The organism is Pseudomonas sp. 39004, from assembly GCF_028682155.1.
Lineage (GTDB): Bacteria > Pseudomonadota > Gammaproteobacteria > Pseudomonadales > Pseudomonadaceae > Aquipseudomonas > Aquipseudomonas capeferrum.
In genome coordinates this window covers 1-15,195 of sequence record NZ_JANIAG010000030.1, presented here as the reverse complement: position 1 = coordinate 15,195, position 15,195 = coordinate 1, and the positions used below count along the sequence as shown (strand labels likewise).

Below are 15,195 nucleotides of genomic sequence, written 5' to 3'. Positions count from 1 at the left end.
CGCCGTCAGACTTTGAAACGCGACACGCCGCCGCGCAGGCCTGCCGCCACCTGGCTGAGCTCGTCAATGGCAAAACTGGCCTGGCGCAGCGACTCGACCGTCTGGGTACTGGCATCGCTGAGCTGGGCCAGTGCCTGGTTGATCTGCTCGGCACCGGTGGCCTGGGCCTGCATGCCTTCGTTGACCATCAACACACGCGGCGCCAGGGCCTGCACCTGATGGATGATCTGGCTGAGCTGCTCGCCCACCTGCTGGACCTCGAACATGCCGCGGCGCACTTCTTCGGAAAACTTGTCCATGCCCATCACCCCTGCCGAGACAGCCGACTGGATCTCGCGCACCATCTGCTCGATGTCGTAGGTGGCCACGGCAGTCTGGTCGGCCAGGCGGCGCACTTCGGTGGCCACCACGGCGAAACCACGACCATACTCGCCGGCTTTTTCAGCCTCGATGGCGGCATTGAGCGACAACAGGTTGGTCTGGTCGGCCACCTTGACGATGGTCACTACCATCTGGGTGATATTGCTGGCCTTCTCATTGAGGATGCCGAGCTTGGCATTGACCAGTTCCGCGGCGCCCATCACCTGGTGCATGGTCTCTTCCATGCGCGCCAGGCCTTGCTGGCCGGAGCCGGCCAGGCTCGAAGCCTGATCGGCGGCAGAGGTGACCTCGGTCATGGTGCGTACCAGGTCACGCGAGGTGGCGGCGATTTCCCGCGAGGTGGCGCCGATTTCAGTGGTGGTCGCGGCGGTCTCGGTCGCGGTGGCCTGCTGCTGCTTGGAGGTGGCGGCGATCTCGGTCACCGAGGTGGTCACCTGCACCGATGAACGCTGGGCCTGGGACACCAGGTTGGCCAGCGCCTCGGCCATTTCGTTGAAACCGCTTTCGATGGCGCCGAACTCGTCCTTGCGGTCCAGGCTCAGGCGCATGCTCAGGTCACCCGAGCGCAACCGGTCGAGGGCGTGAACGATACGCTGCATGGGCGCACTGATGGCGCGCATCAGCAGCAACCCGCAGATGCCGGCGGCAACAATTGCCAGCAGCAGCGAAATCATCATGCTGCCCTTGGCCGTGCTCACGGCGCTGACGATGTCGTGGGTGGCAGCTTCGGCCGAGGCCCGGTTGTTCTCGATCACATCGTTCAGGTGCTTGCGGCCATCGACCCAGGCCGGGGTGAGCACCTCGTTGATCAGCCGTTCGGCTTCGACATAATTGCGCTGGCGGTAGGTGTCCAGCACCTGGCCGACGATCTTGATGTAGTTTTCTTCCAACTGCACGAAGCTATCGAAGCGCGTCTGGTCGGCGCGGTCCTGAATGGTCTCCTGGTAGCTGGCCATATGTTGCTTGAGGCGATCCTCGAAGCTCTTGAACAGCTCCAAGTCCGCCGACGTGATTTCGCGATGGTTGGACAAACCCACCAGTTGCTGGCTGGTGACGTAGCTGTCGACCCAGGCACTGCGGATCATCGAGCTGTAGTAGACCCCGGGAATGCTGTCTGTGCCCACTGCCTGCTCGGCACTTTCGATCGCCACCAACCGCGAGTAGGCGGCGACGATCATCAGCAGCATGATGGCGATGATCACGGCGAAACTTGCCAGGATCCGTTGGCGCAACGTCCAGTTCTTCACATTCAGCCCTCAGGAATTCACAACGAGCGGGGAAAATCGCCGAAGTATAGCCCAGGCATCCTACGCTTTTGCGGCTGAAATGCGGGGTATTCAGGCATCCTTGCCTGATGGACAAGCCAAGCCGTGTGCTATTGGCCTGCGCCAAGCCGTACCTGGTGCTCCAGTTCCTGGCGCAAGGCTGGGTCCAGGCGCAACTGGCGGGCCAGTTCGTCCAGGTAGGCACGTTCCATGAAATGCTCCTGGTCGACCATCATCACACTGGCCAGGTACATCTCGGCGGCCATTTCCGGCGTTTGCGCGGCACGCGCCACCTCGGCCGGGTCCAGCGGTTTGTTCAGCTCGGCGTGCAGCCATTGCTGCAGTTCACCGTCCGTGTCCAGGCGGGTGAATTCGCCTTCGATCAAGGCCCGCTCGCGCTCGTCGATATGGCCATCGGACTTGGCCGCTGCCACCAGCGCCCGCAGCACCGCCTGGCTGTGCTGCTCGGCCTGGGCCGGCGGCAGGCGGTCGAGGGTCTGCGGCTCGGGCGCTTGCCCTGCCCCCTGCTGGCGCGCCTGCCAGTTGCCATAGGCCTTGTAGGCCAACACCCCGAGTGCAGCGAGGCCACCGTACGTCAGGGCCTTGCCGCCGTATTTGCGGGCCTTCTTGTTACCCAGCAACAGGCCCAGCGCCCCTGCCCCCAACGCGCCGCCGCCGACACCGGACAACAGGCTGCCGAGGCCGCCGGCGCCCGCGCCTGGCTTGCCTGAGCCCGCTTTGCCGGCCTGGCTGTCGAGCAGTTGCTGGCCAGACTTGAGCAGTTGATCGAGCAGTCCGCGGGTGTTCATTGAAGTGCCTCCAGACGTTGCAAAAGGACAGCCAGATTAAGCCTTGCCCGAGCGATCGCCACGGGGGGATTTGCTTCCGGATGTTGCATTGGCCAGCAAAAAGCCAACTAGACTCGATATCGCCAATACCTCGCACAATCGCACTACGCTTATAACAAGCGTTTCACGGCTTGCTTGATGACTGCCCCGACCAAGATCTCCAATAAGAGGGAACACCATGTCAGCGCACAACACCGCATTGCTCGGCGCCCTGACCGGCGCGTTGCTGGCCAGCGCCAGCCTGCAGGCCGCCGAACCGCTCAAGGCCCTGGGGGCCGGCGAGGGGCGCCTGGATATCGTCGCCTGGCCCGGCTACATCGAGCGCGGTGAAAGCGACAAGGCCTACGATTGGGTCACCGGCTTTGAAAAGGAAACCGGCTGCAAGGTCAGCGTCAAGACGGCCGCCACCTCCGATGAAATGGTCAGCCTGATGACCAAGGGCGGCTACGACCTGGTCACGGCCTCGGGCGATGCGTCGCTGCGGCTGATCGCCGGCAAGCGAGTGCAACCGATCAACACCGCGCTGATCCCCAACTGGAAGAACATCGACCCGCGCCTGCAGAACGGCGGCTGGTACGTGGTCGACAAGCAGGCCTACGGCACCCCGTACCAGTGGGGGCCAAATGTGCTGCTGTACAGCACGCAGGTGTTCAAGCAGGCGCCGACCAGCTGGGGCGTGGTCTTCGAGCCGCAGGACCTGCCCGATGGCAAGCCGAACAAAGGCCGCGTGCAAGCCTACGACGGGCCGATCTACATCGCCGATGCGGCGCTGTACCTGAAGTCGGCCAAGCCGGAACTGGGTATCCAGGACCCCTACGAACTGAACGAGACCCAGTACAAAGCCGTGCTCGAACTGTTGCGCCAGCAACAGCCGTTGATCCACCGCTACTGGCATGACGCCACGGTGCAGATGAGCGATGTGAAGAACGAAGGCGTGGCGGCCTCCAGCTCCTGGGGCTACATGGTCAACGGCCTGAAAGCAGAGAACCAGCCGGTGGCCTCTACCATACCCAAGGAGGGCGCCACGGGCTGGGCCGACACCACCATGTTGCACAGCGAGGCCAAACACCCCAACTGTGCCTACAAGTGGATGGACTGGTCATTGCAACCGAAGGTGCAGGGTGATGTGGCCGCCTGGTTCGGCTCATTGCCAGCGGTGCCGGCGGCCTGCACCGGCAGCGAACTGCTGGGCGCCGAAGGCTGCAAGACCAATGGTTTCGACAACTTCGACAAGATCGCCTTCTGGAAGACGCCGCAGGCGCAGGGCGGCAAGTTCGTGCCTTATAGCCGCTGGACGCAGGACTACATCGCGATCATGGGCGGGCGCTGAGGTCGATTGAGCCTGTACCGGCCTATTCGCGCTGCAGCCCCGCGAAACCGCCGGTACAGGCAACACAGCAACAACTGAGTACCGGCCATGCCCCTAGCAGTCCAGTTCACCCAGGTTTCCCGCACCTTCGGCGAGGTCAAGGCCGTCGACCAGGTCAGCATCGACATCATGGATGGCGAGTTCTTCTCCATGCTCGGCCCCTCCGGGTCGGGCAAGACCACCTGCCTGCGCCTGATCGCAGGCTTCGAGCAACCTGACAACGGTTCGATCCGCATCCATGGCGTCGAAGCCGCCGGGGTGCCGCCCTACCAACGCGACGTCAATACCGTGTTCCAGGACTATGCGCTGTTCCCGCACATGAACGTGCGCGACAACATCGCCTATGGCCTCAAGGTCAAAGGCGTGGCCAAGGCCGAACGACATGCCCGCGCCGACGAGGCCCTGGCGATGGTGGCGCTGGCCGGTTACGGTGCGCGCAAACCGGCGCAGCTGTCCGGCGGCCAGCGCCAGCGCGTCGCCCTCGCCCGCGCCCTGGTCAACCGCCCACGGGTGCTGCTGCTCGACGAGCCGCTGGGGGCGCTGGACTTGAAGCTGCGCGAACAGATGCAGGGCGAACTGAAAAAGCTGCAGCGCCAGCTGGGCATCACCTTCATCTTCGTCACCCACGACCAGACCGAAGCCCTGTCGATGTCCGACCGCGTGGCGGTGTTCAACCGCGGCCGCATCGAACAGGTCGACACCCCGCGCAACCTGTACATGCAGCCGGCTACTACCTTCGTCGCCGAATTCGTCGGCACCTCGAATGTGGTGCGTGGCGAGCTGGCCGAGCAGCTCAACGGCAGCTCCGCGCCGTTTTCCATCCGCCCCGAGCATATCCGCCTGGGCGAACATGCCGCCGACAGCCATGAGGTGCAGGTCAGCGGCCTGCTGCACGATGTGCAGTACCAGGGCAGCGCCACCCGCTTCGAACTGCAACTGGACAGCGGCCAGCTGCTGACGGTGAGCCAGGCCAACGACCGCTGGCAGGCCCACGCGCAAACTTGGCAGGCCGGCCAGCGGGTGCAAGCGCACTGGCCCCGTGAAGCGATGACGGCACTGCTGGAAACCGTACTCGACGAGGGCCGCTGAAATGAACGCGCCCACTGCCAGCCCAGGCCCGTTGCGCCGCTTTGCCAACCTGCTTTACCGGCGGCCCAACCTCTACCTGGCGCTGCTGCTGATCCCGCCGTTGACCTGGTTCGGGGCGATCTACCTGGGCTCGTTGCTGAACCTGCTGTGGCAAGGTTTCTATACCTTCGACGACTTCACCATGGCGGTGACCCCGGACCTGACCCTGGGCAACTTCGCTGCGCTGTTCAACCCGTCGAACTTCGACATCATCCTGCGCACCCTGGGCATGGCCGTGGCGGTGTCGCTGGCCAGCGCGGTACTGGCCTTCCCCATTGCCTATTACATGGCGCGCTACACCAGCGGCAAGACCAAGGCCTTTTTCTACATCGCGGTGATGATGCCGATGTGGGCCAGCTACATCGTCAAGACCTATGCCTGGACCCTGCTGCTGGCCAAGGGCGGCGTGGCCCAGTGGTTCGTCCAGCTACTGCACCTGGATGGCCTGCTGCAGGCGCTGTTGACGGTGCCAGGCATTGGCGGCAGCACCCTGTCGACATCACACCTGGGGCGTTTCATGGTGTTCGTGTACATCTGGCTGCCGTTCATGATCCTGCCGATCCAGGCCTCGCTGGAGCGCCTGCCGCCGTCGTTGCTGCAGGCCTCGGCAGACCTGGGGGCAAGGCCCGGGCAAACCTTCTGGCAGGTGACCCTGCCGCTGTCGACCCCCGGTATTGCCGCAGGCTCGATCTTCACCTTCTCGCTGACCCTGGGCGATTTCATCGTGCCGCAGCTGGTCGGCCCGCCCGGCTACTTCATCGGCAGCATGGTTTACGCCCAGCAAGGGGCGATCGGCAACATGCCAATGGCCGCCGCGTTCACCCTGGTGCCCATCGTGCTGATTGCGCTGTACCTCTCCATCGTCAAGCGCCTGGGGGCATTCGATGCACTCTGAACATGCATCAACGGGTCTGCGCCTGGCGGCCTGGGGCGGGTTGCTGTTCCTGCACTTCCCGATCCTGATCATCGTCCTCTACGCCTTCAACACCGAAGACGCAGCGTTCAGCTTCCCACCCAAGGGGTTCACTCTGAAGTGGTTCACCGTGGCCTTCGCCCGCCCCGACGTGCTCGAAGCCATCAAGCTGTCGCTGCACGTCGCCTGCCTGGCCACGTTGATCGCCCTGGTACTCGGCACCCTGGCCTCGGCGGCGCTGTACCGGCGCAGTTTTTTTGGCAAGGAAGGTATTTCGCTGATGCTGATCCTGCCGATTGCTCTGCCTGGCATCATCACCGGTATCGCCCTGCTCTCGGCGTTCAAGCGTCTGGGCATCGAGCCTGGCCTGTTCACCATCGTGGTCGGCCACGCCACCTTCTGTGTGGTGATCGTCTACAACAACGTCATCGCCCGCCTGCGGCGGACCTCGCAAAGCTTTATCGAGGCCTCGATGGACCTTGGCGCAGATGGCTGGCAGACCTTCCGCTACATCATCCTGCCCAACCTCGGCTCGGCGCTGCTGGCAGGCGGCATGCTGGCCTTCGCGTTGTCGTTCGACGAAATCATCGTTACCACCTTCACCGCCGGGCACGAACGCACGCTGCCGATCTGGTTGCTCAACCAGCTCAGCCGCCCACGCGACGTGCCGGTAACCAACGTGGTCGCCATGCTGGTGATGCTGGTGACCATGCTGCCGATCCTTGGCGCCTATTACCTGACCCGCGGCGGCGAAAGCGTGGCGGGCAGCGGCAAATGACCCTGGAGGAGTCCCTCATGCAAACGCACATGCTGATCAACGGTCGCCTGGTAGCTGGCGACGGGCCGGCCTGGACCGTGCTCAACCCCGCCCAGGGCAGCGCCCTGGCGCAGATCAACGAGGCCACCGAGGCCCAGGTCGACAGCGCCGTGCGTGCCGCCGACCTGGCCTTCGACAGCTGGTCGCAGGCCAGCCCCAAAGACCGTTCCCTGGCCCTGCTGGCGATCGCCGACACCATCGAGCAGCATGGCGAAGAACTGGCCCGGCTCGAATCGCAGAATTGCGGCAAGCCTTTCAGCGCGGCACTGAATGACGAAATACCGGCGATCGCCGATGTCTTCCGTTTTTTTGCCGGCGCAGCGCGCTGCCTGGGCGGCTCGGCGGCCGGCGAGTACCTGCCGGGGCACACATCGATGGTCCGCCGCGACCCGCTGGGCGTGGTCGCCTCGATCGCGCCGTGGAACTACCCGCTGATGATGCTGGCCTGGAAGGTCGCACCGGCACTGGCCGCCGGTAACACGGTGGTGATCAAACCGTCCGAACTGACGCCGCTGACCGCCCTGCGCCTGGGCGAACTGGCCCAGGACCTGCTGCCGCCCGGCGTGCTCAACATTCTCTTCGGCCGCGGCCAGACAGTCGGCACGCCACTGGTTACCCACCCGAAAGTGCGCATGGTGTCACTCACCGGCTCGATCCCTACCGGCGCGCACATCATCAGCGCCACGGCCGACAGCGTGAAGCGCATGCACATGGAGCTGGGCGGCAAAGCGCCGGTGCTGGTGTTCGACGATGCCGACATCGACGCCGCCATCGACGGTATCCGCACGTTCGGCTTCTACAACGCCGGCCAGGACTGCACCGCCGCCTGCCGCCTGTATGTGCAGGACGGTATCTACGAGCAGTTCGTGCAGCGCCTGGGTGACGCCGTCGCAAGCCTCAAGCCCGGTTTGCAGGATGCCGAGGACACCGAGCTGGGGCCACTGATCAGCGCGCAACACCGCGACAAGGTTGCCGGGCTGGTGCAGCGTGCCATTGCCCAGCCGCATATCCGCCTGGTGACCGGCGGCAAGGCGATTGCCGGCGACGGCTTCTTTTTCGAGCCGACCGTACTGGCCGATGCCCTGCAGGATGACGAGATCGTGCGCAACGAAGTGTTTGGGCCTGTGGTGTCGGTCACCCGCTTTACCGACGAGGCCCAGGCGCTGGAATGGGCCAATGACTCCAACTATGGCCTGGCATCATCAGTGTGGACCCGCGACACCGGCCGCGCTCATCGCCTGGCGGCGCGGCTGCAGTATGGCTGCACGTGGGTGAATACCCATTTCATGCTGGTCAGCGAAATGCCCCATGGCGGACAGAAGCATTCGGGGTATGGGAAGGATATGTCGGTGTATGGGCTGGAGGACTACACCTGCGTGCGGCATGTGATGATCAAGCATTGAGACCACCGCGGCGTTAGCAGGAACCTGTGGGAGCGGGCGTGCCCCGCGAAGCAGGCACCGCGAAGGATGGCACGGGCTTCGCCCGTGTTCGCGGGGCAAGCCCGCTCCCACGGGGGTCATTATCAGTCCCGCAAATCCGACTCATGGATAGGGTTGGCCCGGCTGGTAGCCCGTTGATACTGCGCCGGCCAGGTGGCCTTGTTGCCCCCCAGGTCATCATCGGCATGCAGCGGCCAATACGGGTCACGCAACAATTCGCGCGCCAGGAAGATGACATCGGCCTGCCCGGTGCGCAGGATGTGCTCGGCCTGCGCCGGTTCGGTGATCATGCCCACCGTGCCAGTGGCAATCTCGGACTCCTTGCGCACGCGCTCGGCAAAGCGGGTCTGGTAGCCAGGGCCCGTGGGGATCTCGGCGTTGACCGACGTGCCCCCGGACGAGACATCGATCAGGTCCACACCCAGCGCCCGCAGACGACGGGCCAGCTCTACGGTTTCGTCAGGGTTCCAGCCGTCTTCGACCCAGTCGGTCGCCGATACCCGCACGAACACGGGCAGCTCGGCAGGCCAGACATCCCTCACCGCCTGGGTGACTTCGAGGGTCAGGCGGATACGGTTTTCAAAGCAACTGCCATAGTCGTCACGCCGTTGGTTGCTCAGCGGCGAGAGAAACTGATGCAGCAGGTAACCATGCGCCGCATGCACCTCGACCACCTTGAACCCCGCTGTCAGAGCGCGCCGGGCGGCGTCGGCGAACGCCTGCACGATGCCGGCGATCTCCCCTGTCGACAGCTCGTGAGGCACCGCATGTTCAGGGTCGAAGGCGATCTTTGACGGCCCGACCGGCTGCCAGCCGCCCTCTTCGACCTTCACGCTGCCATGCTTGCCCAACCAGGGCCGATGGGTGCTGGCCTTGCGCCCGGCGTGGGCCAGTTGCAGGCCTGGCACGGCGCCCTGGGCGGTGATGAAACGGGTGATGCGCTGCAGTGGGGCTATCTGCTCGTCATTCCACAGGCCGAGGTCTTCGGCGGTGATACGCCCGTCAGGGGTTACCGCTGTGGCTTCGGCAATGATCAGGCCGGCGCCACCGACGGCGCGGCTGCCCAGATGGACAAGGTGCCAGTCGTTGGCCAGGCCATCGATGGCGGAATACTGGCACATCGGCGAGACCGCGATGCGGTTGGGCAGCGTCAGCTGACGCAGGGTGTAAGGCTCGAGCAGCAAGCTCATGAGGGCACCTCCCAAGGACTCCAATGGTGATCCGGCCCGGGCACTCAATTACACGTCCGTGGCCCGGGTCCGGTCTATGTTCAGACTAGACCAGATTGGGTGGGGGGGAGGTTCCATGGGATTTGGGGTGAGGTGAATGAGGCATGGCTTTGGAGGGTATGTGGGGCGGCAATGTGCAGAGCGACAGGTTTGCAGCGCCTATGAGATCGAGCGCTGCGCGGGCGGCGCTCGATTTCCGTTACCCCACAAAAATCAAGGCAAGCACCTTGCCGTCAACGCGGCTCCATGTGGGCAATCATCAGCTGCACACTTTCATTGCCACGAAACTCGTTCACATCCAGCTTGTAGGCCAGCTCCACCCAGCGCACCGTCGGGTTCGGCCACACCTCGCGGTCGACGCCGAAGGCAATGCCATCCAGCCGCACCGAACCGCACTCGCTCTTGAGCACCACCTTCAGGTGCCGCTCACCCACCACACGCTGCTCGACCAGCTGGAACACACCATGGAACAGCGGCTCCGGGAAGTGCTGCCCCCAGGGCCCGGCATGGCGCAAAGCCTTGGCCAGGTCGAGGTGGAACTCCTCCACCGCCAGGCTGCCATCGGACAGCAATCGGCCAGTCAGGTCCTCTTCGCACAGCTGGCGCCGCACTTCTTCGTCGAATGCCTCGGCAAAGGCCGGGAAGTTGCCCTCAGGCAGCGACAACCCCGCCGCCATGGCATGGCCGCCGAACTTGCTGATCAGCTGCGGATGACGCGCCGCCACCGCATCCAGCGCATCGCGAATATGAAAACCGGGTACCGAGCGCGCCGAACCCTTGAGCATGCCGTCGCCAGCATCGGCAAAGGCAATGGTTGGCCGGTGATAGCGCTCCTTCAGGCGCGAAGCGAGAATACCGATCACGCCCTGGTGCCAGTCGGCATCGAACAGGCACAAGCCATACGGCATGGACTCGACCGGCAAATCCTTCAACTGGGCCAGCGCCTCACGCTGCATGCCCTGCTCGATGGACTTGCGGTCCTGGTTGAGGTCGTCCAGCTGCTGGGCCATGTCCTGGGCCAAGGCCGCGTCTTCGCACAGCAGGCACTCGATGCCCAGGCTCATGTCGTCCAGGCGCCCGGCCGCGTTCAAACGCGGGCCAAGGATGAACCCCAGGTCGGTCGAGGTGATGCGCCGGTGGTCACGGCGGGCCACTTCCAGAATCGCCTTGAGCCCCGGCCGTGCGCGGCCGGCACGAATGCGCTCGAGGCCCTGGTGCACCAGAATGCGGTTGTTGGCGTCCAGCGGCACCACGTCGGCGACACTGCCCAGCGCCACCAAGTCGAGCAGCTCGCCGATATTCGGCTGTGCTTGGTTCTGGTAGCGCCCCAGGCTGCGCAGGCGTGCGCGCAAGGCCATGAGCACATAGAAGATCACCCCGACCCCGGCCAACGACTTGCTCGGGAAGTAGCAGCCCGGCTGGTTCGGGTTGATGATCGCATCGGCGTCGGGCAACTGCTCACCCGGCAAGTGGTGATCGGTGACCAGCACCTTGAGCCCCGCTGCCTTGGCTGCCGCCACGCCGTCGACACTGGAGATACCGTTGTCGACAGTGATCAGCAATTGCGGTTGGCGCTGCAGCGCCACCTCGACGATCTCCGGGGTCAGGCCATAGCCAAATTCGAAGCGGTTGGGCACCAGGTAGTCGACGTGGGCCGCGCCCAGCAAGCGCAGGCCCAGCACACCCACGGTACTGGCGGTGGCGCCGTCGGCATCGAAGTCGCCGACGATGAGGATGCGCTGGCGCTGGTCGAGCGCTTCGACCAACAGGTCCACCCCCGCCTCGATGCCTTTGAGCTGCTGGTACGGCAACAGCCGCGCCAGGCTCTTGTCCAGCTCGGCCTCGCTCTGCACGCCGCGGGCGGCATACAGGCGGGTCAACAAGGGTGGCAGGTTACCCAGAAATGGCAGGGTCGACGGCAGGGGGCGAGGTTCGATGCGCATAGGGGCTTCGGCTCAGCCGCGCTCGCCAAGCAGCCACTGCAGCTGCACTTCGTGCTGGCCACGGTCGTCGGTGACGAACACTGTGCCTTCGCTGATCATTACGTCCCACTTGATGCTGCGCGGCATGTCGGTGGCCAGGGTCTCCAGCACCTCTTGCGGCACAGCGGCAATGTTCAGGTTCTTCAGGTTCTTGACCGCAGGCACCACTTTGGTTTCCCACACTCGCAGGCTACCGTAGGCCAGCAGGCTGGTGCGCTCGGTGCGGCGGGAACACCAGGTCAGGCGGTCGGCATCCGGCTGGCCGACTTCGATCCAGTGCAAAACGCGATCGTCCAGGCTCTTTTCCCACAATGCCGGCTCATCGACATCCGACAGACCGCGACCAAACGACAGCTGCTCGTTGTACCAGAGCGCATAAGCCAGTAGACGCACCGCCATACGCTCTTCGGTTTCCGACGGGTGACGAGCAATGGTCTGCTTGACGCTTTCGTACACGTTGCGATCGAGGTCGGTCAGATTCAGTTCGAATTTGTAGGTGGTGGACGGCTGGGCCATGGTCGACGGGCTTCTTGCGCAAAGAAAAGTGACACAGTCTAACCGATCCTGCCCTTCGTTGCGCCGCGGCAGTATCTGCGGCTTCGGAGCTATGATAAAACCACGGCTCTGCCCAGTTGCCACGGATGCCCCATGCCTACGCCCAGCAAACCCCTCGCCGGCCTGAAAGTCATCGAACTCGGGACCCTCATCGCTGGCCCGTTCGCTTCGCGCATCTGTGCCGAGTTCGGCGCCGAGGTGATCAAGGTCGAGTCACCCGATGGCGGCGATCCGCTGCGCAAATGGCGCAAGATGTACGAAGGCACGTCGCTGTGGTGGTTCGTGCAGGCGCGCAACAAACAGTCGCTGACCCTCAACCTCAAGCACCCGGAAGGCCTCGAGATCCTCAAACGCCTGTTGGCCGACGCCGACATCCTGATCGAAAACTTCCGGCCCGGCGTGCTGGAAAAACTCGGCCTGGGCTGGGACGTGCTGCACGCGCTCAACCCGCGCCTGGTCATGGTGCGCCTGTCCGGTTTCGGCCAGACCGGGCCGATGAAAGACCAGCCAGGCTTTGGTGCCGTGGGCGAGTCCATGGGCGGCCTGCGCTACATCACGGGCTTCGATGACCGCCCGCCGGTGCGCACGGGTATTTCCATCGGTGACTCGATTGCCGCCCTGTGGGGAGTGATCGGCGCGTTGATGGCCTTGCGTCACCAGGAAGTCAACGGCGGCCAGGGCCAGGTTGTGGACGTGGCGCTGTACGAGGCGATCTTCGCCATGATGGAAAGCATGGTCCCGGAATTCGACGTCTTTGGTTTCATCCGTGAGCGCACCGGCAATATCATGCCGGGCATCACCCCCTCCTCCATCCATACCAGTGCCGATGGCAAGCATGTGCAGATCGGCGCCAACGGCGATGCGATCTTCAAGCGCTTCATGCAGGCCATCGGCCGCGCCGACCTGGCCGATGACCCCACGCTGGCCACCAACGATGGCCGCGACCTGCGCCGGGACGAGCTGTACGGGGTAATCGACCGCTGGGCCAACAGCCAGCCCCTGGACCAGCTGATGCAGGTGCTCACCACCGCCGAAGTGCCAGCTAGCCGCATCTATTCGGCCGAAGACATGTTCAATGACCCGCAATACCTGGCACGGGAGATGTTTCTGCAGGCACGCCTGCCAGACGGCAAACCCTTCAAGATGCCAGGCATCGTGCCCAAGCTTTCGGAAACGCCCGGTTCCACCGAATGGGTCGGGCCGGCGCTGGGCGAACACACCGAAGCACTGCTCGCTGCCCTGGGCTACGACGCAGCCGCCATCGCCGGCCTGCGCGAAGCAGGCGCGGTCTGACCTCTGCTGCCGCCGATGCGAGTTGCCTGCTGGTTGCGCCCCCTGCTCCTGCTGTGCGGGCTACTGCCCGCACTGGCCATATTGCCCGCCGCGGCCAAGGAGCGTATCTGGTGGCTGGTTCGAGACCTGCCGCCGTTCACCATTTTCGAAGGCCCGGAGAAAGGCCAGGGGGTGGTTGATCGCCTGCTGCCGCAGTTGATCGCGCAGATGCCCGAATACGATCACAGCATCGTCCGGGTCAACCGCGCGCGGGGTATCCAGATGCTTCAGGACGCCAGCAGCTTCACCTGCGACCCGACCCTGCTGTGGACGCCGGAACGCGCCAGGTACGTGCATTTTTCCATGCCGTTACTGGGTGTAATGAGCGGCGGGCTGGTGGTCCGCAAGGAAGACGAGGCACTGCTTGCGCCGTTTCTCACAGGCCACGAAGTCGATCTGCATGGGCTGTTGAACAAGACCACGTTGAAGCTCGGTATCGTCGCCGAGCGCAGCTATGGCACGCAGATCGATGAGGTTCTGCGTCAGCTGCCAGACGCGTCGCTCAGCCGCCACTACGGCAACGATGCCACCGCCAACCAACTGCAGATGCAGCGACTGGGCCGCCTGCACATGGTGATGGGGTACTGGCCAGAGGTGCGTTACCTGATCCAGCAGCAAGGCGGGTCACTGGCGGACTACCAATTCCACCCTGTGCAAGGCGTGGATCCTTACCAGTTTCTGCATGTAGGTTGCTCGAACTCGCCACTGGGGCGCGAGGCCATTACGCACATCGACCAACTGCTGCCCACGCTGCGTCGGGAGACCTTGCCGGGGCTGTATGCACGGTGGCTGGACCCGCAGTTGCAGGAAGACTACCTGGAGCAGAGCAAGCAGTTTTTCAAAAGCGAATAGGCGTTTGCCCATGCCTGCGTGAATCACGCAAAAAAAGAAACCCCGGACGCTGGGGAGGACGCCCGGGGCCAATCGAAAGTCCTTGGAGACTTCCCGGAACAGCCTGCCAACACCGGAGCAAAGCGCTGGCTGGCTACCCTTACTGTGTCTGAAAGCCGGGTCAGGCAAAGGTTCCCTGAGGTTGCTGGCGCTGTTGCAACGCAGCAATGACACAAGGCTGCAATCGCCCTTCGGCAATCTGCAGATCACGGTGCAGACCATCCACCACGTCAATCAGCAGGCGCTGCTCCTGCAATTGGCGCAGGCTTACCGTGCGCTGCAGGGTGATGCCTGCAAGGCTGTCAAATACGGTCAATTGACGATTGCCATTGGCATCAGCGATGCCCAGGTGGGTTTGATATGGGGTCAGGGCTTCGTTGAGCAGTCTGCAGATTCTTTCCATCCGGATCACTCGCTGCGTGGTGGGCTATAGAGAAACTGACCAACAAGCGCAGCGTAAAGTTCGAGACGCTGGCGCTGTTTCAGTGAGCATGCGGTGCAGACGTGACAGTTTGAGTACGCCTGCCCAGGCACTGAAGCGCACGCTGCAGGTGCGTCATGGACAGCGGCCAGGGCAGCTCGGCAATGACCCAAAGCCCCCGTTGTTTGGCCTCCAGGGCAAGATTGTGCTGGTCGGGTGCTGCCTGACCCACGAACATCAAGGCGCGCAACGCAGGCATGCCAGCGAGCCGTTTCAATACGGCATGCCCTGCCTTTGTGGGCATCGCGTGGTCGAGGATCAGCAAGTCAGGGCAGCGGCCAGCGGACAGGCAGGCGCGCAGGTCGACCGCGTCCTCGATGATGCGCACGTCGAATATACCTTGGGCGTTGAAGGCCTGATGCAGAAGAATCTGGTGGGAAGGGCGTGCCTGGTGAATCAGCACGTAAGGCCTGGACATGAGCCGCTCCTGAAGAAGGAAGGACCCGCAAATCTAGGCAAGACGTCGAGCGGTTTAAATAGGAAAAGTCTGAAACAGCGCAAGGAAGCAGCGACAGAGCGAAGCTGCTGCGCAACCCATCGCCGGCTTGCCAGATCGGAAGAG

The 15,195-nt window shown here is 63.8% G+C and carries 14 protein-coding genes; 7 read left to right on the top strand and 7 right to left on the bottom strand.

The genetic code is table 11. The annotated features are described in order from the left end of the window. Window positions 1-5: 5 nt before the first annotated feature. Together NP534_RS07810 and NP534_RS07805 are read right to left on the bottom strand one after the other, a co-directional pair. Complete coding sequence (locus tag NP534_RS07810; RefSeq protein WP_274098354.1) at window positions 6-1,628, bottom strand: methyl-accepting chemotaxis protein; 1,623 nt, start codon at window positions 1,626-1,628, stop codon at window positions 6-8. 128 nt (window positions 1,629-1,756) lie between these two features. After that, window positions 1,757-2,455 (bottom strand): tellurite resistance TerB family protein, encoded by a 699-nt coding sequence (locus NP534_RS07805; RefSeq protein ID WP_274098353.1) that lies wholly within the window; start codon window positions 2,453-2,455, stop codon window positions 1,757-1,759. Window positions 2,456-2,672: 217 nt separating this feature from the next. Between NP534_RS07805 and ydcS the strand changes: the two genes are divergently transcribed. From ydcS to NP534_RS07780, 5 genes are all read left to right on the top strand, one after another. Continuing rightward, the gene (gene ydcS / locus NP534_RS07800; protein WP_186654365.1) at window positions 2,673-3,824 is read left to right on the top strand and encodes a putative ABC transporter substrate-binding protein YdcS; all 1,152 of its coding nucleotides are present in this window, start codon (window positions 2,673-2,675) and stop codon (window positions 3,822-3,824) included. Window positions 3,825-3,911: 87 nt separating this feature from the next. Next, window positions 3,912-4,952 (top strand): ABC transporter ATP-binding protein, encoded by a 1,041-nt coding sequence (locus NP534_RS07795; RefSeq protein ID WP_274098352.1) that lies wholly within the window; start codon window positions 3,912-3,914, stop codon window positions 4,950-4,952. A 1-nt stretch (window position 4,953) separates the two neighbouring features. Next, window positions 4,954-5,886, top strand: coding sequence for an ABC transporter permease (locus tag NP534_RS07790; protein ID WP_274098351.1), 933 nt, complete (start codon window positions 4,954-4,956; stop codon window positions 5,884-5,886). Next, on the top strand, window positions 5,876-6,682 hold the full coding sequence (locus tag NP534_RS07785) for an ABC transporter permease (RefSeq protein ID WP_274098350.1): 807 nt from the start codon (window positions 5,876-5,878) through the stop codon (window positions 6,680-6,682). The genes NP534_RS07790 and NP534_RS07785 overlap by 11 nt, the downstream gene beginning before the upstream one ends. Before the next feature lie 17 nt (window positions 6,683-6,699). Beyond that, complete coding sequence (locus tag NP534_RS07780) at window positions 6,700-8,124, top strand: gamma-aminobutyraldehyde dehydrogenase (RefSeq protein ID WP_274098349.1); 1,425 nt, start codon at window positions 6,700-6,702, stop codon at window positions 8,122-8,124. Window positions 8,125-8,246: 122 nt separating this feature from the next. Here the strand turns inward: NP534_RS07780 and NP534_RS07775 are convergent, their stop codons facing one another. The 3 genes from NP534_RS07775 to NP534_RS07765 form a co-directional block, all read right to left on the bottom strand. Beyond that, window positions 8,247-9,353, bottom strand: a complete 1,107-nt coding sequence (locus NP534_RS07775; RefSeq protein ID WP_274098348.1) for an NADH:flavin oxidoreductase/NADH oxidase — start codon at window positions 9,351-9,353, stop codon at window positions 8,247-8,249. 272 nt (window positions 9,354-9,625) lie between these two features. Then, the gene (gene recJ, locus NP534_RS07770; RefSeq protein WP_274098347.1) at window positions 9,626-11,335 is read right to left on the bottom strand and encodes a single-stranded-DNA-specific exonuclease RecJ; all 1,710 of its coding nucleotides are present in this window, start codon (window positions 11,333-11,335) and stop codon (window positions 9,626-9,628) included. Window positions 11,336-11,347: 12 nt separating this feature from the next. After that, window positions 11,348-11,890, bottom strand: coding sequence for a YaeQ family protein (locus NP534_RS07765; protein ID WP_274098346.1), 543 nt, complete (start codon window positions 11,888-11,890; stop codon window positions 11,348-11,350). Window positions 11,891-12,022: 132 nt separating this feature from the next. Here NP534_RS07765 and NP534_RS07760 point away from each other — a divergent pair, with 132 nt between their 5' ends. Further along, window positions 12,023-13,222: a CaiB/BaiF CoA transferase family protein gene (locus NP534_RS07760; protein ID WP_274098345.1), complete on the top strand. Its 1,200-nt coding sequence runs from the start codon at window positions 12,023-12,025 to the stop codon at window positions 13,220-13,222. 15 nt (window positions 13,223-13,237) lie between these two features. After that, window positions 13,238-14,113: a TIGR02285 family protein gene (locus NP534_RS07755; protein ID WP_274098344.1), complete on the top strand. Its 876-nt coding sequence runs from the start codon at window positions 13,238-13,240 to the stop codon at window positions 14,111-14,113. Between the two features lie 160 nt (window positions 14,114-14,273). Here NP534_RS07755 and NP534_RS07750 read toward each other — a convergent pair whose 3' ends face one another. Then, a complete protein-coding gene (locus tag NP534_RS07750) occupies window positions 14,274-14,555 on the bottom strand; it encodes a DUF3509 domain-containing protein (RefSeq protein WP_033700949.1) in 282 nt (93 codons plus the stop codon). 79 nt (window positions 14,556-14,634) lie between these two features. Further along, entirely contained in the window at window positions 14,635-15,051 is a 417-nt protein-coding gene (locus tag NP534_RS07745; protein ID WP_274098343.1) for a response regulator, read from the bottom strand. Window positions 15,052-15,195 lie beyond the last annotated feature (144 nt).